This window comes from Staphylococcus sp. HMSC036D05, from assembly GCF_001836225.1.
GTDB lineage: Bacteria > Bacillota > Bacilli > Staphylococcales > Staphylococcaceae > Staphylococcus > Staphylococcus caprae.
In genome coordinates, this window is record NZ_KV827781.1 from 292825 (window position 1) to 312844 (window position 20020).

The 20020-nt window shown below is 33.2% G+C and carries 21 protein-coding genes and 1 riboswitch; of the genes, 16 read left to right on the plus strand and 5 right to left on the minus strand.

The genetic code is table 11. The annotated features are described in order from the left end of the window. The first annotated feature begins 184 nt into the window (after positions 1 to 184). Entirely contained in the window at positions 185 to 1105 is a 921-nt protein-coding gene (rnz, locus tag HMPREF2580_RS06145) for a ribonuclease Z (RefSeq protein ID WP_070831195.1), read from the plus strand. 54 nt (positions 1106 to 1159) lie between these two features. On the opposite strand, the gene proC is transcribed toward rnz, so the two are convergent. After that, complete coding sequence (proC, locus tag HMPREF2580_RS06150) at positions 1160 to 1975, minus strand: pyrroline-5-carboxylate reductase (protein WP_070831199.1); 816 nt, start codon at positions 1973 to 1975, stop codon at positions 1160 to 1162. Positions 1976 to 2156: 181 nt separating this feature from the next. Between proC and HMPREF2580_RS06155 the strand changes: the two genes are divergently transcribed. After that, entirely contained in the window at positions 2157 to 2912 is a 756-nt protein-coding gene (locus HMPREF2580_RS06155) for an SDR family NAD(P)-dependent oxidoreductase (protein WP_070831202.1), read from the plus strand. 125 nt (positions 2913 to 3037) lie between these two features. Here the strand turns inward: HMPREF2580_RS06155 and HMPREF2580_RS06160 are convergent, their stop codons facing one another. Next, a complete protein-coding gene (locus HMPREF2580_RS06160; RefSeq protein WP_070831205.1) occupies positions 3038 to 3946 on the minus strand; it encodes an aldo/keto reductase in 909 nt (302 codons plus the stop codon). Between the two features lie 82 nt (positions 3947 to 4028). On the opposite strand from HMPREF2580_RS06160, the gene HMPREF2580_RS06165 reads away from it, so the two are divergent. The 3 genes from HMPREF2580_RS06165 to xerD all read left to right on the plus strand — a co-directional run bounded on the left by HMPREF2580_RS06165 (position 4029) and on the right by xerD (position 6090). Then, on the plus strand, positions 4029 to 4571 hold the full coding sequence (locus HMPREF2580_RS06165) for an NUDIX domain-containing protein (protein ID WP_070831208.1): 543 nt from the start codon (positions 4029 to 4031) through the stop codon (positions 4569 to 4571). Between the two features lie 104 nt (positions 4572 to 4675). Next, positions 4676 to 5125 carry a ferric iron uptake transcriptional regulator gene (locus tag HMPREF2580_RS06170; RefSeq protein ID WP_002433885.1) on the plus strand — a complete coding sequence of 150 codons (450 nt, stop codon included), beginning with the start codon at positions 4676 to 4678 and terminating at the stop codon, positions 5123 to 5125. A gap of 77 nt (positions 5126 to 5202) precedes the next feature. Continuing rightward, positions 5203 to 6090 carry a site-specific tyrosine recombinase XerD gene (xerD, locus tag HMPREF2580_RS06175; protein WP_070831211.1) on the plus strand — a complete coding sequence of 296 codons (888 nt, stop codon included), beginning with the start codon at positions 5203 to 5205 and terminating at the stop codon, positions 6088 to 6090. A 52-nt stretch (positions 6091 to 6142) separates the two neighbouring features. Here the strand turns inward: xerD and HMPREF2580_RS06180 are convergent, their stop codons facing one another. Beyond that, positions 6143 to 6676: a DUF309 domain-containing protein gene (locus tag HMPREF2580_RS06180; protein WP_070831214.1), complete on the minus strand. Its 534-nt coding sequence runs from the start codon at positions 6674 to 6676 to the stop codon at positions 6143 to 6145. Between the two features lie 97 nt (positions 6677 to 6773). On the opposite strand from HMPREF2580_RS06180, the gene HMPREF2580_RS06185 reads away from it, so the two are divergent. The 6 genes from HMPREF2580_RS06185 to HMPREF2580_RS06210 all read left to right on the plus strand — a co-directional run bounded on the left by HMPREF2580_RS06185 (position 6774) and on the right by HMPREF2580_RS06210 (position 12190). Then, positions 6774 to 7505: a segregation and condensation protein A gene (locus HMPREF2580_RS06185; protein ID WP_037541465.1), complete on the plus strand. Its 732-nt coding sequence runs from the start codon at positions 6774 to 6776 to the stop codon at positions 7503 to 7505. After that, complete coding sequence (gene scpB, locus HMPREF2580_RS06190; protein ID WP_002442997.1) at positions 7498 to 8040, plus strand: SMC-Scp complex subunit ScpB; 543 nt, start codon at positions 7498 to 7500, stop codon at positions 8038 to 8040. The genes HMPREF2580_RS06185 and scpB overlap by 8 nt, the downstream gene beginning before the upstream one ends. Then, on the plus strand, positions 8033 to 8770 hold the full coding sequence (locus HMPREF2580_RS06195) for a pseudouridine synthase (protein WP_002442995.1): 738 nt from the start codon (positions 8033 to 8035) through the stop codon (positions 8768 to 8770). The genes scpB and HMPREF2580_RS06195 overlap by 8 nt, the downstream gene beginning before the upstream one ends. A 135-nt stretch (positions 8771 to 8905) precedes the next feature. Beyond that, on the plus strand, positions 8906 to 9631 hold the full coding sequence (locus tag HMPREF2580_RS06200; RefSeq protein WP_002442993.1) for a response regulator transcription factor: 726 nt from the start codon (positions 8906 to 8908) through the stop codon (positions 9629 to 9631). Beyond that, positions 9615 to 11378 (plus strand): ATP-binding protein, encoded by a 1764-nt coding sequence (locus tag HMPREF2580_RS06205; RefSeq protein WP_070831217.1) that lies wholly within the window; start codon positions 9615 to 9617, stop codon positions 11376 to 11378. Before HMPREF2580_RS06200 ends, HMPREF2580_RS06205 begins: the two co-directional genes overlap by 17 nt. A gap of 64 nt (positions 11379 to 11442) precedes the next feature. Then, a riboswitch (FMN riboswitch) is annotated at positions 11443 to 11588 on the plus strand. Positions 11589 to 11650: 62 nt separating this feature from the next. Further along, on the plus strand, positions 11651 to 12190 hold the full coding sequence (locus HMPREF2580_RS06210) for an ECF transporter S component (protein ID WP_070831224.1): 540 nt from the start codon (positions 11651 to 11653) through the stop codon (positions 12188 to 12190). A 163-nt stretch (positions 12191 to 12353) separates the two neighbouring features. On the opposite strand, the gene HMPREF2580_RS06215 is transcribed toward HMPREF2580_RS06210, so the two are convergent. Beyond that, the gene (locus HMPREF2580_RS06215) at positions 12354 to 12602 is read right to left on the minus strand and encodes a ferredoxin (RefSeq protein ID WP_002433578.1); all 249 of its coding nucleotides are present in this window, start codon (positions 12600 to 12602) and stop codon (positions 12354 to 12356) included. 108 nt (positions 12603 to 12710) lie between these two features. On the opposite strand from HMPREF2580_RS06215, the gene HMPREF2580_RS06220 reads away from it, so the two are divergent. From HMPREF2580_RS06220 to ypdA, 4 genes are all read left to right on the plus strand, one after another. Beyond that, a complete protein-coding gene (locus tag HMPREF2580_RS06220; RefSeq protein WP_070831227.1) occupies positions 12711 to 13673 on the plus strand; it encodes a YpbB family protein in 963 nt (320 codons plus the stop codon). Next, positions 13660 to 15039 (plus strand): RecQ family ATP-dependent DNA helicase, encoded by a 1380-nt coding sequence (locus tag HMPREF2580_RS06225; RefSeq protein ID WP_070831230.1) that lies wholly within the window; start codon positions 13660 to 13662, stop codon positions 15037 to 15039. The genes HMPREF2580_RS06220 and HMPREF2580_RS06225 overlap by 14 nt, the downstream gene beginning before the upstream one ends. Before the next feature lie 159 nt (positions 15040 to 15198). Then, complete coding sequence (ebpS, locus tag HMPREF2580_RS06230) at positions 15199 to 16770, plus strand: elastin-binding protein EbpS (protein ID WP_070831233.1); 1572 nt, start codon at positions 15199 to 15201, stop codon at positions 16768 to 16770. A 155-nt stretch (positions 16771 to 16925) separates the two neighbouring features. Beyond that, positions 16926 to 17912 (plus strand): bacillithiol disulfide reductase YpdA, encoded by a 987-nt coding sequence (gene ypdA / locus HMPREF2580_RS06235; protein WP_037541459.1) that lies wholly within the window; start codon positions 16926 to 16928, stop codon positions 17910 to 17912. 145 nt (positions 17913 to 18057) lie between these two features. On the opposite strand, the gene HMPREF2580_RS06240 is transcribed toward ypdA, so the two are convergent. After that, a complete protein-coding gene (locus tag HMPREF2580_RS06240) occupies positions 18058 to 19026 on the minus strand; it encodes an asparaginase (RefSeq protein WP_070831238.1) in 969 nt (322 codons plus the stop codon). Positions 19027 to 19103: 77 nt separating this feature from the next. Here HMPREF2580_RS06240 and cmk point away from each other — a divergent pair, with 77 nt between their 5' ends. After that, positions 19104 to 19763, plus strand: coding sequence for a (d)CMP kinase (gene cmk / locus HMPREF2580_RS06245; protein WP_070831240.1), 660 nt, complete (start codon positions 19104 to 19106; stop codon positions 19761 to 19763). Positions 19764 to 20020 lie beyond the last annotated feature (257 nt).

The window sequence follows — 20020 nt, forward strand, 5'->3', positions numbered from 1 at the left end:
GATAAATTATATTTCTGTCTCACTCCCTCATACCTTAACAATACAAATTAAATCTCCGAAATAGCAAGCATAAGGAACTAATAATTCAATAAAACGTATGAATAGAGATGATCCAACAAATAAATGACAGTTAAAAAATGATCGCAACATGTGATAGAATATATGAAGAAGAGGAGGATCATGCATGGAAGTTACATTTTTCGGTACGAGTGCAGGGCTACCGACTAAAGAGAGAAATACACAATCCATCGCTTTAAACTTAGAACCATATTCAAATTCAGTATGGTTATTTGATGTGGGCGAAGGAACGCAACACCAAATCTTACATCATTCTATTAAGTTAGGAAAGGTAGACCATATCTTTATCACTCATATGCATGGCGATCATATATTTGGTCTTCCTGGATTATTAACAAGTCGTTCTTTCCAAGGTGGGGAGAATAAACCGTTAACTTTAATCGGACCTAAAGGAATTCAAAATTACATAGAAACTTCTTTAAAATTATCCGAATCACATCTCAATTATCCAATTACGTACATCGAAATAAATCAACAATTTACATATCATCATGAAGGGTTTACGGTTAAAGCCGAATTACTTAATCATGGTATCACATCATACGGTTATCGTATTGAAGCACCCACAACACCAGGTACCATTGATGTGGAAGCATTAAAAGCGATAGGATTAGATCCTGGACCTAAATATCAAGAAGTTAAGGTTCAAGATACTTTCGAACATAACGGTTTAATGTATCAATCATCAGATTTCAAAGGTGCAGCGAAACCAGGTCCTGTCGTAGCAATATTCGGTGATACGAAACCTTGCGACAATGAATATATTTTAGCTAAAGATGCTGATGTCATGATTCATGAATCAACTTACATTGAAGGTGAAAAGACACTCGCCAACAACTATCATCACAGTCATATAGATGATGTATTCGACTTAATCAAGAATGCGAATGTAAGAAAAAGTTTAATCACACACATTAGTAATCGTTATAACATTGAAGAAGTTGAATCTATTTATGAAGCATTAAATAATCAATCAGATGTACCAAATTTTTATTTTGTTAAAGATTTTGATACTTATAAAATATAAAACAAACGCTTTTCTCATCACACCTTTATAATAGAGAGAAAAGCGTTTTTTAATTTATTCTGATTCTTTTTTAGATAATTCAACACTTCGATTTACGGCTGCTCCTAAACAATCTTCAAACATAGATACAATATCATATTGAGATAGGGCATCTAATCCTGCTTGTGTCGTACCACCTTTAGATGTGATATTCTTTCTTAATTGTTCCATGCTTAAATCAGAACGTTCAATCATCTTACTTGTACCGATAATTAAATTACGTATCGATTCCTCAACTTGATCTCTTTCTAAACCTAATTCAGTACCCGCTTTAACATATTGTTCAAAAACGTGATATAAGAATGCTGGTCCGCTTCCTGTAATCGCTGTTACTTGATGTAAATGGTCTTCAGAAACTTCAATCACAGAACCAAATGCGTTAACCAATTCATTCACTTCGTCTTTTGATTTAGGACCAAAGTTGTTAGAGAAACTAATACCTGTAACAGAATGACCAACCTGTGCATTCGTGTTCGGCATAATACGTGCTAAAGGATTATTAGTATTCAACTGTTCTCTAATATAATCAATAGAAAGTCCTGCCATAATTGAAATAAAGCGATTGTCTTCTGTAATGTCATCTCTAATTCTTTCCGCTAAAGCTTCAAAATCGTGAGGTTTTGTTCCTAAAAATACGTAATCCGCATCTTTTAACAATTCTGCATCATCATAGCTATAATTCACACCTAATCGTTCCGCAAAATCTTTTAAAGCTTGTTCATTTGATTTATTCGTTAAATAAATATCGTCAGCACCTAAATTACTTGAATTAATAATTCCAGTAAAAATAGCTTGTGCCATATTACCTGCGCCATAAAATACAAGTTTCATTTTAACCACATCACCTTCGTCATTTTTGATTATTGTTTTATCTTGCCTTAAGATTATAAGTACATATTAACACATATCTTAATCAAGTAATATCTCACGTTCAAGCCCTGATATTACTTGATTTTTCTAATAAAAATTAACGCAATAAACATAAATTAAACATTTAAAAAGGACGATGAAAATGATAGGTAAACATTACATAGTTACAGGTGGTACGAGCGGGTTAGGATTAGACATTGTTAAACAACTTCTAAAAAGAGGCGCACATGTAACTGTTCTAGCTAGAAATATAGAAAAGTTTAATCAAATTGATTTTCAAAATGATCAGAAGCATGTCAAAGGCATTCAATGCAATTTACAACATAGGGAAGACATTTCGCAATTAGAAGGTAAAATCAAAACGCCTGTTGACGGGCTCATCTACAGTTCTGGATTAGGCTACTTCAAATCCATCGATAACTATACTGCAGAGGAAATGATTGAAACGTATGATGTCAATCTGATTGGTTTTAATTTGTTATACAAAGTTTTACGACCTCAATTCGTTCAACATGCACATATTGTCGGAATATCTAGTCAAGCTGCGTTTGTGACACAAGCGAACGCAGCACACTACGGCGCATCTAAAGCAGCATTCAATGCCGTGTTAAATGCTTTACGAATTGAAGAACCGCAATTTCATATCATGACTGTCAATCCTGGTCCAATTGATACACCTTTCCATGAAAAGGCAGATCCAACACTCTCATTCTTTAACAAATATAAGTTCATCATGATTGATTCAGAACAACTGGCTACACGTATTGTGGAAGGCATATTAAAGAACAAAGCGGAGATTAACCAGCCTGCATGGATGCATAAATTACTGAAATTCTATCAACTTGCACCACGAACACTTGAAAAGTTATTGCCTAAATTCTTTAAAACTAAAGAATAGGCGCACAATCACCGTTCTTAAAATATAAAAAAGCGAAGACGTTCTTAAGTCATGGGCCCACAAAAGTAATATTTTTAATTCTACTCAGTGTGTTCATACCGGAACATCTTCGCTTATTAATTTATCTATTTTAAATGTTGCGTATATTCTATATTTTTCACGCGGTCGCGTGCTGATTTGATTTGGTCTAAGCTCACATCTTTATTAAAATTACGCACATTTTCTTCTAATTGTTCAACACTGCTTGCGCCCACAATAATTGAACCAAGTGCATCGTGAGAAGTTAAATATTTGAAAGAAAGGGCACTTAAATTACTTTCAATTTCTTTAACAGATGCAATGACTTCACCTAACTCATCATGCGTATAATCAAAAATACCATCTTGGAATTTCTGGTCTAATGCATTCACACTATTAGATGTCAATAAACCTTTAAATACAGGTCCACGTGCAAGCACTTTAACTTGTTTCTCATGAACAGCATCTAAAAGATTTTCTGGTCGATTATCAATTAAATTAAATTGAGACATTAATGTTTCGATTTGGCTATGCTTTAAATAGTAATCTATGACATTAGGTCGGATAGAAGAAATTCCATACGCACGAATGATACCTTCTTGTTTTAATTCATCAAATGCACTAATTGTTTCATCTAATGGATCATCAATAGTACCACCATGTAATTGGTATAAATCGATATGATCTAAACCTAATCGTTGAAGTGAACCTTTAACACCTTCTTTAATATGTTTCTTAGAAGGATCCCATGTTATGTTTCCATCGTCAGTTAGTCGATTGCCGACTTTCGTACCGATAACGATGTCATCACGATTTTGATATTTCTTTAATGCTTTTCCTACAATTTCTTCATTGATACCTTGATCATACATATCCGCTGTATCAAAATACGTGATTCCATTTTCAATTGCGCTTTCAATGATAGGTTGTGCTTTTTTATAATCTGTACCTAAACTCATGCAACCTAATCCAAGTTCAGAAATTTCGATGCCACTTTTCAAAATATTTTTTTGCAAGTCCATTCTCCTTTCGATACACTTTAACTGACGCATTCAGTTTACCAATTAATAAATATAAATAAAAGGGACGTGTTTTAATATGAGATTAAATGAAAAAACGATTGATAGAACTGTAATATATAATGGTAAGATTATCGATTTAGAAGTACATGATGTTGAATTACCCGATGGCAGTACCTCTAAACGTGAGCTAGTGTATCACAACGGTGCAGTTGCAGTATGTGCAGTTACACCTGAAAATGAAGTGCTCCTAGTCAAACAATTTAGAAAGCCTGCAGAAAAGCCTTTACTCGAAATACCAGCTGGCAAACTTGAAAAGGGCGAAGAACGAGAAGAAGCAGCAAAACGCGAACTACAAGAAGAAACGGGCTACATTGCATCTGATCTTGAATTCGTTACAGATATGTATGGTTCTCCAGGATTTTCAAGCGAAAAATTATCAATCTATTTCACAGATCAACTCACTGAAGGAGAAATGAATTTAGACGAAGATGAATTTGTAGAACTACATAAAGTGTCTATTGAGAATGTGAAAACAATGCTAGAAAACAAGGAACTTGAGGATGCTAAAACGATTATCGCTTTACAGCATCTATTATTAAATTATAATCATTCTAAATAAGTATCGTAATCCCTTGCTTTTTATTGAGAATATTGATATTTTATTTAGTGAATCATAGATTAAATTAAAATGATTATAATTCTTAGTAGAGGAGTGAGGCCTCCGTGGAAGAACGTTTAAATCGCGTGAAGCAACAATTACAGCAATCATCTTATAAATTAACTCCACAACGAGAGGCGACAGTTAGAGTATTAATTGAAAACGAGAAAGATCATCTTAGTGCTGAAGATGTCTATTTAAAAGTAAAAGATAAAGCACCTGAAATTGGTTTAGCTACTGTATATAGAACTTTAGAACTCTTAGCAGAACTTAAAGTTGTTGATAAAATCAATTTCGGTGACGGCGTGGCACGCTTCGATTTACGTAAAGAAGGGGCTAAACACTTCCATCATCATTTAGTTTGCATGGAATGTGGGAAAGTAGACGAAATCGATGAAGACCTTTTGCCTGAAGTTGAGAATCGTGTGGAGAATGAATTTAATTTTAAAATTTTAGATCACCGACTCACTTTCCATGGTGTTTGTTCAGATTGCCAAGCGAAAGGTAAAGGCTAAGACCTTTCATTTTCATAATAAGCAATGCGTATTTAATTAAGTTTGAAAGAAGCCACCGCTTCAATAGAGGTGCTGACATGAATACAATTATCGAAGAATATTTAAATTTCATCCAAATCGAAAAGGGTTTGAGTAGTAATACGATTGGTGCGTACCGTAGAGATTTAAACAAATATAAAACGTATCTCGAGGAACGAAAGATTACACATATTGATTTCGTAGATCGCCAAGTGATTCAAGAATGTTTAGGACATTTAATCGATTTAGGTCAATCGTCGAAATCATTAGCACGTTTTATCTCAACAATAAGAAGCTTTCACCAATTTGCATTAAGAGAGAAGTATGCAGCGAAAGACCCTACAGTTCTTATTGAGACACCTAAATATGAGAAGAAACTTCCTGATGTGCTAGAAGTACAAGAAGTTTTAGATTTACTAGAAACACCTGATTTAACTAAGAATAATGGCTACCGTGATCGTACGATGTTAGAACTGTTATATGCGACAGGGATGCGAGTATCTGAAATTATTCAATTGGAAGTAGAAGACGTTAATCTAATGATGGGGTTCGTTAGAGTCTTCGGTAAAGGAAATAAAGAACGTATTGTTCCGTTAGGTGATGCTGTAATTGAATATTTAACAACTTATATCGAAACGATTCGCCCTCAATTATTGAAACAAACAGTAACACATGTGTTATTTCTCAATATGCACGGTAAACCACTATCTCGTCAGGGTATTTGGAAAATGATTAAACAAAACGGTATCAAAGCCAATATTAATAAAACATTAACACCACATACATTACGACATTCGTTTGCTACACATTTACTTGAAAATGGCGCAGATTTGAGAGCTGTACAAGAAATGTTAGGACATTCCGATATTTCTACCACACAATTGTACACTCACGTCTCTAAATCACAAATTAGAAAAATGTATAATCAATTCCATCCAAGAGCATAGTCTTAATTTAAAAGACCAATAAACGTATTGATAACATCTCATCATCAAACGTTTATTGGTCTTTTAATGTATTATAAGGTTGTTGCAATTTTTTATGACGAAGTTGTTTCGCTTCTTCCCGAGCTTGAATAACTTCTGAACGGTCTCTTTTCAAATGATGGTGAACAATATACGGCTCTGATATGACAAATGATGTAAAAATATAATTAGGATATACCTTTTTGATATATTGATAAAAGGATGTCTCTAAAGGCAACTTGACTGGGACAAATGGTTGATTTTCCCTTAAAGATGTTATTTGATGTCGAATTAAATTTTTATAATCGTGGATGTCGAGATGTAATTGTTCTGAATCTGCAGCATTGCTAATGACAGAAAGAGACTTTTCATAAGATTTCAAAGCACCTTTATGATTACCGCGTCGATAATGATAACAAGCTGTCGCAAAGAGGATTAAACTCACGACGGCGTCATTTTTAGAAAAAGAGGGATACGCTTTCCAAGCTTCTTCTAAAATATCATGACACAGAAAGTAATGTTGGTTCTTATGAAATTGATAATAAAAATGAATTAACGCATCTTCCATAATCATTCACCCATAATTTAAAAGTTATATGTATTCATGCTATAATATTTGTGTGAAATATGCACTTAAGATGCAACATGAGATAGAGGTAGATACGATGTATGAAGTAAAACTCGATGCATTTAATGGGCCGTTAGACTTGTTATTGCATTTGATTCAAAAATTTGAAATTGATATTTATGATATTCCTATGAAAGCTTTAACCGAACAATATATGCAATATGTACACGCGATGAATCAACTTGAAATCAATATTGCGAGCGAATATTTAGTCATGGCGTCTGAACTTTTAATGATTAAAAGTAAGTTATTACTGCCTCAAACAAGCGTAGAAGATGACATAGAAGAAGATCCGCGTGAAGATTTAGTAGGACGATTAATCGAATATCAAAATTATAAGGAATATACAGAAATATTGAATGATATGAAAAATGAACGTGATTGCTATTACACAAAGTATCCTACTGATTTATCTCATTTAGAAACTGATGAATCTTGGGATCCTAATCAAACGATTGATTTAACAGAACTCATCGTTGCATACCAAAGAGTAAAAAATAGAGTTGAGCTTAATACACCTAAATCTGTTGAGATAAAAAAAGAAACATTTACGATTCAACAAGCAACTGAACAAGTTACAAACCGTTTGAAAGAACATGAATCATTTAATTTCTTTAGTTTATTCACGTTTCATGAACCTGTGGAACAAGTGGTCACACACTTTTTAGCCATTTTAGAAATGTCTAAATCTGGCATCGTTAATATTAATCAACAACATCAATTTGAAGACATCGATATCATTAGAGGAGTGAATTACAACATTGGATAACCAAGGAATATTAGAAGCATTACTTTATACTTCTGGTGACGAAGGATTAGACCAAAAACAATTAATGGAGATATTAGATGTAGATAAAAATGAACTTGAAAATTTAATTCAATCTTATCAATCTTCAGGTTTGGTTATCCAAAAATTCGGTACAACGTATGTTTTAACAACAAAAAAAGATGCTTCTTCATACATTGAACAATTAATTGAGCAAAAATCTAAAATGAAATTATCCCAAGCTGCAATGGAAACACTGTCCATTATCGCTTATAACCAACCACTTACACGTAGCGATATTGAAATGATTAGAGGTATTAATTCTGACGGTGCAGTTAAGACACTCATTGCAAGAGGATTAGTAGAAGCTAAAGATGTCGATCATTCTAGGAGTCATCATTTAATTACGACGGATTTATTCTTAAATGTTTTTGGAATAGAAAATCTTGAAGCATTACCAACTACTGAAGAGGATGATGAAGAAATGGACGAATTCTTCAGTAATTTAGTCAACCAAAAAGGAGATTCAAATGAGTAAAGAACAAGAAAGATTACAAAAGAGGATAGCGAATAGCGGGTATACGTCACGACGCAAAGCTGAAACACTCATCACTGAAGGAAAGGTTAGTGTTAACGGTCAAGTCGTTACTGAATTAGGAACAAAGGTCTCTAATTCAGATACTGTAGAAGTTGAAGGCATAAAAATAGAACAAGAAGATAAAATGTATATTCTATTTTATAAACCTACACAAGTCATCACGAGCGTTTCAGACGATCGTGGTCGCACGGTTGTAACAGATTATTTTGATGATATTGAAACACGTATTTATCCAGTAGGTCGTTTAGATTATGATACGTCTGGGATTTTACTTTTAACTAACGATGGAGAATTCACAAATTTAATGACACATCCTCGTTATCACATCAAAAAGAAATATGTCGCTAAACTCAAAGGTTATTTAATGAGAGAAGAAGTCAAAGAACTAGAAAAAGGTATCCAGTTAGAAGATGGATTTACACAACCTGCTCAAGTTAAAATCAAAAAGCAAGATAAAGAAAAGAATACAACCTTAGTTGAAATTACAATTAGCGAAGGAAGAAATAGACAAGTGCGTCGCATGTTCGAGCATTTTGGTCATCAAGTGAATAAATTAACACGTATTCAATTCGGGCCTTTAGATTTGAAAGGTTTAAATGCTGGTGAAGGACGCGTCTTAACCCCGCACGAAGTAAAAACGTTAAGACATTTAGCGGAAAATGGTAAATAAACACAAATAATATGTTTTTACCAATAAGTTTGAGATTTTTTTCACAAAGTTTTATCTATCAATCACTTAATCTGTTCAACCTATGCTATAATAACAAATGAATTTGAACAGCATGTGTAGGAGGTATAAAGTATTATGGCTAACGAAATTTTAATCGTTGATGATGAAGACAGAATCAGAAGATTACTTAAATTATATTTAGAAAGAGAATCTTTTGAAATCCATGAAGCAAGTAATGGGAAAGAGGCTTATGAGCTTGCGATGGAGAATAACTATGCGTGCATTCTTTTAGATTTAATGCTTCCAGAAATGGATGGTATAGAAGTTGCTTCTAAACTAAGAGAACATAAAGAAACGCCTATTATTATGCTTACGGCTAAAGGTGAAGAGACAAATCGCGTTGAAGGATTTGAATCTGGTGCTGACGACTACATTGTTAAACCATTTTCACCACGAGAAGTCGTATTAAGAGTAAAAGCTTTATTAAGACGTACACAGTCTGCAAACTCTGAACAAAGCGAACCACATGCACGAGACATTATCGAATTTAATCATTTAGTTATTGATAATGACGCACATAGAGTACTTGCAGACAACGAACAGGTGAATTTAACACCTAAAGAATATGAATTATTAATTTATTTAGCTAAGACACCAAATAAAGTGTTTGATCGTGAACAATTACTTAAAGAGGTTTGGCATTATGAATTTTATGGCGACTTGCGAACAGTGGATACACATGTTAAGCGTTTAAGAGAAAAATTAAATCGTGTGTCTAACGATGCAGCTCAAATGATACAAACTGTTTGGGGCGTCGGTTATAAATTCGAGGTTAAAGCCAGTGATGAACCGACTAAATAGTGTAGTTATAAAACTGTGGTTAACTATTATTTTAATAGTGGCGACAGTTTTAATTTTATTAAGTGTATCCCTAATCACATTTATCCAATATTATTTCACGCAAGAAACTGAAAATTCTATCAAAGAAGATGCCAAAAGAATTAGTTCACTCGTAGAGAAATCAAAAAATAAATCTCTTGCCATTCAAAACAGTCAAAAGTTAATAGATGGGCCTGGTGGACTTATTATTATGAAAGATTTTAATGATAAGCCAGCATCATCGTATAATAATACTAAAATTCAAATGCTTAAAGAAATTAAGCATAACGATAATTTTAAAAAGGTCTTCCAAAAAGGTGAATTTGAAACTCAAAATGTCACTATAAAAAATCATGGTGATACTCAGTCTTATATTCTCCTGGGTTATCCGATGAAAGCTCAAAAAGACGCACACGGTAAACATAGTGGTGTATTTATCTATAAAGACTTAAAATCTATCGAAGATACGAATAATGCTATTACAATTATCATCTTAATAACAGCTATTATCTTTATTGCTGCAAGTACCATTTTCGCATTTTTCCTATCTAATAAAATAACGAAACCACTTCGCCAATTAAAAACACAGGCTCAAAAAGTTTCAGAAGGTGATTATAGCCATATCTCATCAGTCAAAACCAAAGATGAAATAGGTGATTTATCAAGAGCTTTTAATAATATGAATTATGAAATTCAAGAACATATCGAAGCATTATCATCTTCTAAAAATATTAGAGATAGCCTTATCAATTCCATGGTTGAAGGGGTACTAGGCATAAATGATCAACGTGATGTCATAATATCAAATAAAATGGCTGATGATATCATCCATAACATTGATGACTTTTCAAAAGAATTAATCGAAAAACAAATCGAACAAACATTTAAATCTGAAGGTACAGAATTCCAAGAAATAGAAATTAATACGAGATATTACGTCTTTATCACAAGTTATATTAATCGTATTCAACCTAATGGCAGAAGCGGTATCGTGGTGATTATACGAGACATGACAAATGAACATAACTTGGATCAAATGAAGAAAGACTTTATCGCAAATGTCTCTCATGAATTACGTACGCCCATATCATTGTTACAAGGTTACACTGAATCCATTGTTGATGGTGTTGTAACTGAACCAGACGAAATACGAGATTCTCTTGCTGTCGTGTTAGATGAATCTAAGCGTTTAAATCGTCTTGTCAACGAGTTACTAAATGTTGCACGCATGGATGCAGAAGGTTTATCAGTAGAGAAAGAAGTTCAACCCATTGATGACCTTTTAAATAAAATGAAAGCCAAATACCGAATGCAAGCTGAAGATTTAGATCTCACAATGGAATTTAATTCAGGCAATGATAATCAGTTGTGGGATTATGATATGGACCGCATGGACCAAGTTCTAACCAATCTGATTGACAATGCATCTAGATATACGCAACCTGGTGATACCATTGCAGTAACTACTGCCAAAGATAATCGTTATAACATCTTATATATTAGTGACACTGGAACGGGTATTGCACCCGAACATTTACAACAAGTCTTTGACCGCTTCTACAAAGTTGACGCTTCCCGAAAACGCGGTAAACAAGGTACAGGTTTAGGACTCTTTATTTGTAAAATGATTATCGAAGAACATGGTGGCAAAATTGAAGTTGAAAGTGAGCTAGGTAAAGGCACGACATTTATTATTAAATTGCCTCAACCACACATTGAAAATAACTAAGCAGAGTCGTTGAGTTTATAGATTTTATCGTGTAATATAAATTTTAAATAAAATCATTATAAATATTCATCTTCGGGGTAGGGTGTAATTCCCAACCGGCAGTAATTTAAGCCTGCGACGAAGTGAAGTAAGAAACATATATTTTACTTCACTTCTTGATTCAGTGAAAATCTGAAGCCGACAGTATAGTCTGGATGGGAGAAGATGGAGGTTTTTTGTTGTGCAAATTTCCTCCTTTTCTGTGCAAGATGAATGGAAGGAGAAAATTGAATATGCAACAAAATAAACGTCTAATTACCATTAGTATGTTAAGTGCGGTAGCGTTTGTGTTAACTTTCATTAAGTTTCCAATACCTTTCTTACCGCCGTATTTAACATTAGATTTTAGTGATGTTCCAACACTACTTGCTACGTTCATATTAGGACCACTCGCAGGTGTGATCGTGGCTCTCATTAAAAACATCTTAAATTTTCTATTTAACATGAGTGACCCAGTAGGTCCAGTAGCGAATTTCTTAGCAGGTGTAAGTTTCTTGTTATCTGCTTACTATGTTTATGTGAGAAAACGTACCTCACGTTCATTAATAAATGGATTAATTGTTGGTACCATTGTGATGACAATTGTATTAAGTATCCTCAATTATTTCGTGTTACTTCCTTTATATGGAATGATCTTCAATTTAGGTGACGTTGTGAAAAACGTCAAAATTGTGATCGTTTCTGGAGTGATTCCATTTAATATTATCAAAGGTCTCGTCATTTCAGTTATCTTTGTTTTACTCTATAGACGTCTTAAAAATATTTTAAAATAAAACACATGCTCTCTATTCTAAGTTAAATCAACGTTTCTTAGTTTAGAGAGCATTCTTTATATACATATATTGAATACATCATCAGTAGGGTCATAGATAAAATTTTTTATTAAACTAAAAAAGCTCGAATCCTTAAACAAAATTAAGAATCCGAGCATATCTATTATTCAAATTTAAGCGCGTCACCATCAAATGGTTCGTCTTCAATTTTAATTGAGTCTGTTGGACAACCTTCTAATGCGTCTTCCATATCTTCGTACAACTCTTCTGGCACTTCTGCAGTACCTTGGTTATCATCAAGGATTACGAAAGCAATACCTTCGTCGTCGTAATCATAAATATCTGGAGCTGCTGCACCACATGCACCACATGCGATACATGTATCCATATCAACGATTGTATATTTAGCCATTTTCATTCGCCTCCTTTGATAAAAATGCTACACTAGTATTGCTAATACAATTGTAGACATCGACATTTTTCATTTCAATATATTCGTTTTATAGAGTGAGGTTTTAATTTGAACCATATATTATTTTATGCCATTAATCATGCATATAACTACAAAACAAATAAAAGCATTTATAATATTTTAATAGGCAAGAAGTCTCATCAAACGTTTTTTGATGCTTCGAGCCAACAACTTTTGTCATTATATCATAGTTTACCCAATTTAAAATATCCTACTTTTGAGCGATTTATACTCCAAATGTATGATTTTGAAAGTAAATTTACAATTAAAACACATTCTCGTTATACATATGATAGTTTAATTCAAACATTTAGTTGTATACAACTGCTTATTCAAACTTTATCACATACACGTAAACAATCTTTTAAATTTATACCCGCAGTTCAAAACACTTTTATTCAACAAAAAGTTAAACAACTATATAGTCACATCAAGACAAATCATTTAGAAGAAGATTTGATCAAAGAAATTTACTTACTTTTCGAGACCATTCAAAAGAAGCACAACACGAATTATCTTCATTATTATTTACAAGGTTACGATGAACCTATGTATACAAGACAACAAATTAGTCTAATCGAAGAGATGAAGCAATCTGAACTATTTGAAATTGAAATGGTTCAACTTATTGATTTAATAGAAGAAATTGAACATGAGTTAAGATATCCAATACTGTCCCAAACTGTGATTTTACCACCCTTGTTAAATCAAACCTATTTAAGTTATCAAAAACTGCGTACTGGAGTAACTATGAAAGAGATTGCTGAACGTCAAAATGTTAAAATTAATACAGTCGAAGACCATGTATTAGAAATTTTCATCAAAGGTTACCAAAAAGATTATTCTACTTATATAGAAGAAACGAGACTCAAACAGTTTGTGTCGTATTATAATAATCATAAAGGATTAAGATTAAGAGAATATAAGAACGAATTTGAAGATTTGACTTATTTTCAAATTAAATTAGTGATTGTAGGTATTGAGCGAGGCGATTTAAATGCTAGAGGATAAACTGAAAGACTGGTTTGGATTTAAAACTTTCAAGCCCGGCCAAAAAGATATTATACAAAGCGTCTTAGAAGGCAAGCATACATTAGGCATACTTCCAACTGGCAGTGGGAAAAGTTTATGTTATCAATTCCCAACATATCTTATCGAAAAGCCAACGCTAGTCATCTCACCACTTATTTCACTGATGGATGATCAAGTGATGCAAATGAAGTTAAACGGTGAATCGCAAGTTGCCTATATACATTCTGGAATGGACGAAGTTGAAAAAAGAAATAATATCAAACGGCTTCCGCAAAGTCGCTTTATATATTTGAGTCCAGAATACATTTTACAACCACAAAACTTTAAACTAATTTCCCGTATTGATTTTGGTCTTATTGTGTTAGATGAAGCACATTGCTTATCGGAATGGGGATATGACTTTAGACCTCATTATGCTTTAATTGGTCAGATTATCTCACATTTTAAGCAGGCTCGTGTGCTTGCATTAACTGCAACTGCACCACCTCATCTAGATGAGGATTTAACTCAAATACTTAATGTGAAATTTAATGTGATTAAGACAAGTATGAGTCGCGAGAATATTTCTTTACAACATAGAAATTTTAATGATGATGATGAGAAAATAGAATGGCTTATTCCATTTCTAAATTATTCGGGCCCTACAATTATCTACATATCTTCTAAGAAAAAATGCTTAGAACTCGCAAATTTAATATATGATGCAGGATTTTTAACAGGGATTTATCACGGAGATTTAAGTTATCAAGAACGACAGACCGTACAACAACAGTTTTTAAACAATGACATACCCGTTATCGTCGCAACAAGTGCATTTGGAATGGGCATTAATAAAAAAGATATACGCACCGTGATTCATTTCCATCTTTCTTCAAGTCCATCAAACTATTTACAAGAAATTGGTCGTGCTGGACGAGATGGTAAATTGAGTCAGGCCATAAGTTTATATCAACCTGATGATCGCTTTTTATTAGAAACTTTATTGTTTACAGATATGATTACTGATGAAGATATTTCAATGTTTGAATTAGGTGATTTCTTACCTCCTGATAAGAAAGAAATCTTGGAAACGTTGTATCGACAATTTTCTGTGAGTGAGCTTAGAAGTATTTTCAAAAAGTCATACCAACGTAAACGTTTAGGCTATATGCGTATGCTTGGATATAAAGATATAGACCAATGTCGTCGCAACTATTTACTGGAATTCTTTAATGAACATCCAGACAAACCAAATCAATGTTGTGATAATGATACCGATTTGAAGGAAATTAAAAATTTTAATCGTAAAAAAGTGAAAAGAAAAATGACTTATGAAGAAAAACTCAAAAATTTGTTTGAACCCTAGCTATCGCTTTACTTAAAGAAATTTATCAAGCTATAATTAATGTGTAATACCAATATAAATGTGTTAAATAATTTTAAAATTCATACATATTCACGTGATGACGTGGGTATAGAAATTGTAACGTTAATAATTTCATAAAACAAAGAAAGGATGATGCTTGTGTCTAACAATAATTTTAAAGATGATTTTGAAAAAAATCGTCAATCTATTGATCCAGAAGAACACAATAATCGTACAAATGAAGAACAACAAGATGAAACAAAAGAAAATGTAGAGGATAAATCAAATCAACAATTTCCTCCAAGAAACGCGCAACGTCGTAAAAGACGCAGAGATGTTGCAACAAATCATAACAAACATGAAGATGATAATAACGAACACTCACAAAATAGCAATAATTCATTAGATGACCGTTATGATGAAACTTCATTACATAATGGTGAAAATGATAATTACGACACAGCATCTCGTTCTAATGATAATGGTGCGCACGCAAACCGTTCTAGTAACGATAAGCAAAACGAACAAGGCGCTCAAGATGATAGACTTGTTAGTGGTAAAGATGCAACAATTGCTGGAGGTGCTGCTGGAGCAGGAGCTACTGGAAAGGCTTCAAAAGAGGCTAACAAAAAATCTGGAGCTCGTCCTGGCCCAAAAGTAAATGAAGGCCATAATAATGACCTTACAGACGATCATGAACGTCGCTCTAATAATCATCACGAAAGTAGCGATGAAAACGCTACGCATGATTCAAAAGATGATAACCATTCTTCTAATAAAGGCAAAAAAGCTGCAGCAACTGGCGCAGGTGTAGCTGGCGCTGCAGGCGTGGCTGGTGCAGCTAAACATCATCATGATAAAAAAGGAGAAAATCATTCTGATAGAAATACGAGCCGTGATCAGCATCATGACAACGAAAATGACCGTTATAGAAATGATGAAACGAGTCATGATAATCATGAACATGATAAAAAGTCTGGCAAAGGTAAGAAAACTGCTGCTGTAGGCGCTGGCGCTGCAGGTGCTGCCGGAGCTGCTGGTTTAGCGAAGCATGAACATGATAAACACAAAAATGGTGACAAACGTGGTGATCAAAGACAACACGATGATAGAAACCAACATAGAGATGAACAACGTCGTCAACATCATCACGAAGATAATCATGATGGTAAGAAAAAAGGTGGATTAATGAAAATATTATTACCACTTATCGCCGCTGTACTTATCATTGGTGCCATTGCTATCTTTGGCGGTATGGCATTAAATAACCATAATGATAGTAAAAATGATGATAACAAAGTTTCTGATCAAAGTAAGAAAGATTCAGACAAGAAAGATAATGACAAAGATAAAGCAGCTAGTGACAAAGATAAAGACAAAAATAAAGATAAATCATCTTCAGATAACAATTCATCAAGCTCAAATAGTAATGCATCTGGTTCAGATGAAAATGGCAATAACTCAAATAGCGATAACCAAAACGGCACAACTAATAACCAAAACCAAGGTACTCAAAACCAAAACAATGGTAATGCAGCACAAGGGAATAATGGCCAACAAAATAAACAAGGTCAACAATCACACACTGTAAATGGACAAGAAAATCTATATCGTATCGCAATCCAATATTATGGTAGTGGTACTCAAGAAAATGTTGACAAAATTAAACGTGCAAATGGATTAAACAGTAATAACATCCATAACGGCCAAACATTAGTTATTCCTCAATAAAACGATTTTAATCGATAATGATTAACGTCCTCTTAGTTCACGCTGAGAGGACGTTTTTTATATTGCATGAAATTTTCCTGATTTTATACAATTCATGCTTAGCTAAATTAAGTAATAACTGATATAATGATTTGGTGATTAAAGGAGGGCAAATCATGCAAAGAGTTGAAAGCATTATTATTGGTGGTGGCCCATGTGGTTTAAGTGCTGCGATTGAGCAAAAGAAAAAAGGTATCGAAACGTTAGTTATTGAAAAAGGGAACGTTGTAGAATCAATCTACAATTATCCAACACATCAAACTTTCTTTTCATCAAGTGACAAATTAAGCATTGGTGATATTCCATTTATTGTTGAAGAAAGTAAACCAAGACGTAATCAAGCACTCGTTTATTACAGAGAAGTAGTGAAGCATCATCAATTAAATATCCATCCATTCGAGGAAGTTTTAACAGTTAAAAAGATTGATAACAAATTTACAATCACTACGACAAAAGATGTCTATGAATGTAAATTTTTAACAGTTGCAACAGGTTATTATGGTCAACATAATACTTTAGAAGTTGAAGGTGCCGAATTACCAAAAGTATTCCATTACTTTAAAGAAGCACATCCTTACTTCAACCAAAATGTTGTAATCATTGGTGGTAAAAATTCTGCTGTAGATGCTGCACTAGAATTAGAAAAAGCAGGCGCAAATGTGACAGTCATTTATCGTGGAGAAAGATATCCAAAGGCAATTAAACCTTGGATATTACCAAATTTCGAGTCTTTAGTTACTCATGAAAAGATTACAATGGAATTTAACGCGAACGTGACTCAGATTACTGAAGATACAGTCACTTATGAAAAGGATGGCCGTACTATTGAAATCGATAACGATTACGTATTTGCAATGATAGGTTATCATCCTGATTATGAATTCTTAAAATCAATCGGAATTGAAATCAATACGAACGAATACGGTACAGCACCAGTTTACAATCGTGAGACGTATGAAACGAATGTAGAAAACTGTTATATTGCAGGTGTGATTGCTGCAGGAAATGATGCAAATACTATTTTCATTGAAAACGGTAAGTATCATGGTGGAATCATTACTCAAAGTATTCTTAGTAAGAAACAAACACCTCTAGAAACTTAAGTTAAATCATTTACACACATCAATTCGTTTAGGTATAACAAATCCCTCAGAAAGTTTTAATATTTTCTGAGGGATTATTTTTATTTATTCCATACATTTTATTATTATAGTTGCCATGATTTTTAGTAATTATACAAATTAGAATTTATTCTTCAAAGTATGCTTTAAGTTTCTGATGATTCATATCTTGACTTAAACCAACTAATAATTTAAGTCGTGCTTTAGGACCGTTTAATCCATTTGAAAAGATGACACCCTTTTCAAACAAATCAAAACCGCCACCTTCATAAGCATATACTGGGCTAACAATACCATTAAATGATCTTGAAACAAGTACAATTGGGATGCTCTTATCAAGACAATGTTGAAGTCCAGATAAGCATGTCGCAGGGAGATTTCCTTGTCCGAGTGCTTCAATAACTAAACCATCGATTTCTTGATTAGCATAGAAATCTAATAAGTCACTTTCCATTCCCATATAGGCTTTGATAAGTGGCACTTTAAGTTGATGATTAATTGATTTAAAGGAAGTTTGTCGATATGGATGATTATGAAATTGCACTCGGTCTTTTGTTAATACGCCAAGCGGACCATGATTAGGACTTTGGAATGTATTAATATTTGAAGTATGCGTTTTCGTTACATTTCGCGCTGTATGAATTTCATCATTAAAGACGACCATGACTCCTTTTCCTAAAGCAGCATCTGAAGAGGCAACTCTAATTGCTGAAATAAAATTATATAAACCATCTGACCCAATTTCATTAGACGATCTCATTGCACCGGTAATAACTACAGGCTCATCAATATCTAATAATAGGTCTAATAAAAAGGCCGTTTCCTCGAGTGTATCCGTCCCATGAGTAACAACATAACCATCATAATCATTATCATTCACGCATTGAATAATCGTTTCTCTGAGGCGAGTGACATTCTTTGTCGTCATGTGAGGAGAAGGCACATTGAGTAAATGCATTTCTTCAACTTCAGCGTATTGATTAATAATATCTTGATGTTGGGAAATAGGATTTTCCTCGTTGGTAACAACTTTGTTTGTAGCATCTTGTGACATACTAATTGTACCGCCAGTATGTATAACAAGGAGTTTTTTCATGATCTTTCCTCCTATTAATTTTTTACTTTTTTATGATAAAATAAGATTTACAAAACAACAAGGAAGGTTAATTAATAATGAGTTCAATCAATATTGCATTAGATGGACCAGCAGCTGCAGGTAAGAGCACAATTGCGAAACAAGTTGCAAGTCGTCTAACTATGATATATGTTGATACAGGAGCAATGTATCGTGCCATTACATATAAATATTTACAAAATGGCAAACCTGAAAATTTCGATGAATTAATTCAAAATACTGAATTAGAATTGACTTATGATAAAGAAAAAGGTCAAAGAATAATTTTAGACGGTCAAGATGTGACAGACTACTTAAGAGAAAATGACGTCACAAATCATGTTTCTTACGTTGCTTCAAAAGAACCTGTACGTTCGTTTGCAGTTAAGATTCAAAAAGATTTAGCTGCTAAAAAAGGAATAGTGATGGACGGCAGGGATATTGGTACTGTCGTGTTACCAAACGCCGAACTCAAAGTTTATATGATTGCATCAGTTGAAGAACGTGCTGAACGCCGTCAAAAGGAAAATGAGTTACGTGGTATTGAGTCTAATTTAGAACAACTTAAACAAGAAATTGAAGATCGCGACCATTATGATATGAATCGCGAAATTTCTCCGCTGAAGAAAGCAGACGATGCAATTACTTTAGATACAACCGGGAAATCAATCGAAGAAGTTACAAACGAAATTTTAGATATGGTTGAAAACTTAAAATAAATTTAAAGCTTAAAGACTATGATTGTGTATCTTATTGGTACGTCATCATAGTCTTTTTAAGCATATCGGTTTAATTAAGTATTAATATTATATATAATTAACTTGGAAAATAAGATTTGCATCTGTGATTAGTTACTAACTATATTTTTTCAAAATTATAATTTAACATATCTTAATAAGTGATGGTCATTCAAACTATATAGTCGAGTAAAATTACGTGTTTAAAAATGATGCATTTCAATTCGTTAATAAACTAT

Coding starts and splice junctions, on each gene's coding strand:
- rnz (WP_070831195.1), top strand. CDS start 185: ATGGAAGTTACATTTTTCGGTACGAGTGCAGGGCTACCGACTAAAGAG.
- proC (WP_070831199.1), bottom strand. CDS start 1,975: ATGAAACTTGTATTTTATGGCGCAGGTAATATGGCACAAGCTATTTTT.
- HMPREF2580_RS06155 (WP_070831202.1), top strand. CDS start 2,157: ATGATAGGTAAACATTACATAGTTACAGGTGGTACGAGCGGGTTAGGA.
- HMPREF2580_RS06165 (WP_070831208.1), top strand. CDS start 4,029: ATGAGATTAAATGAAAAAACGATTGATAGAACTGTAATATATAATGGT.
- xerD (WP_070831211.1), top strand. CDS start 5,203: ATGAATACAATTATCGAAGAATATTTAAATTTCATCCAAATCGAAAAG.
- HMPREF2580_RS06180 (WP_070831214.1), bottom strand. CDS start 6,676: ATGGAAGATGCGTTAATTCATTTTTATTATCAATTTCATAAGAACCAA.
- HMPREF2580_RS06185 (WP_037541465.1), top strand. CDS start 6,774: ATGTATGAAGTAAAACTCGATGCATTTAATGGGCCGTTAGACTTGTTA.
- HMPREF2580_RS06195 (WP_002442995.1), top strand. CDS start 8,033: ATGAGTAAAGAACAAGAAAGATTACAAAAGAGGATAGCGAATAGCGGG.
- HMPREF2580_RS06200 (WP_002442993.1), top strand. CDS start 8,906: ATGGCTAACGAAATTTTAATCGTTGATGATGAAGACAGAATCAGAAGA.
- HMPREF2580_RS06205 (WP_070831217.1), top strand. CDS start 9,615: ATGAACCGACTAAATAGTGTAGTTATAAAACTGTGGTTAACTATTATT.
- HMPREF2580_RS06210 (WP_070831224.1), top strand. CDS start 11,651: ATGCAACAAAATAAACGTCTAATTACCATTAGTATGTTAAGTGCGGTA.
- HMPREF2580_RS06215 (WP_002433578.1), bottom strand. CDS start 12,602: ATGGCTAAATATACAATCGTTGATATGGATACATGTATCGCATGTGGT.
- HMPREF2580_RS06225 (WP_070831230.1), top strand. CDS start 13,660: ATGCTAGAGGATAAACTGAAAGACTGGTTTGGATTTAAAACTTTCAAG.
- ypdA (WP_037541459.1), top strand. CDS start 16,926: ATGCAAAGAGTTGAAAGCATTATTATTGGTGGTGGCCCATGTGGTTTA.
- HMPREF2580_RS06240 (WP_070831238.1), bottom strand. CDS start 19,026: ATGAAAAAACTCCTTGTTATACATACTGGCGGTACAATTAGTATGTCA.
- cmk (WP_070831240.1), top strand. CDS start 19,104: ATGAGTTCAATCAATATTGCATTAGATGGACCAGCAGCTGCAGGTAAG.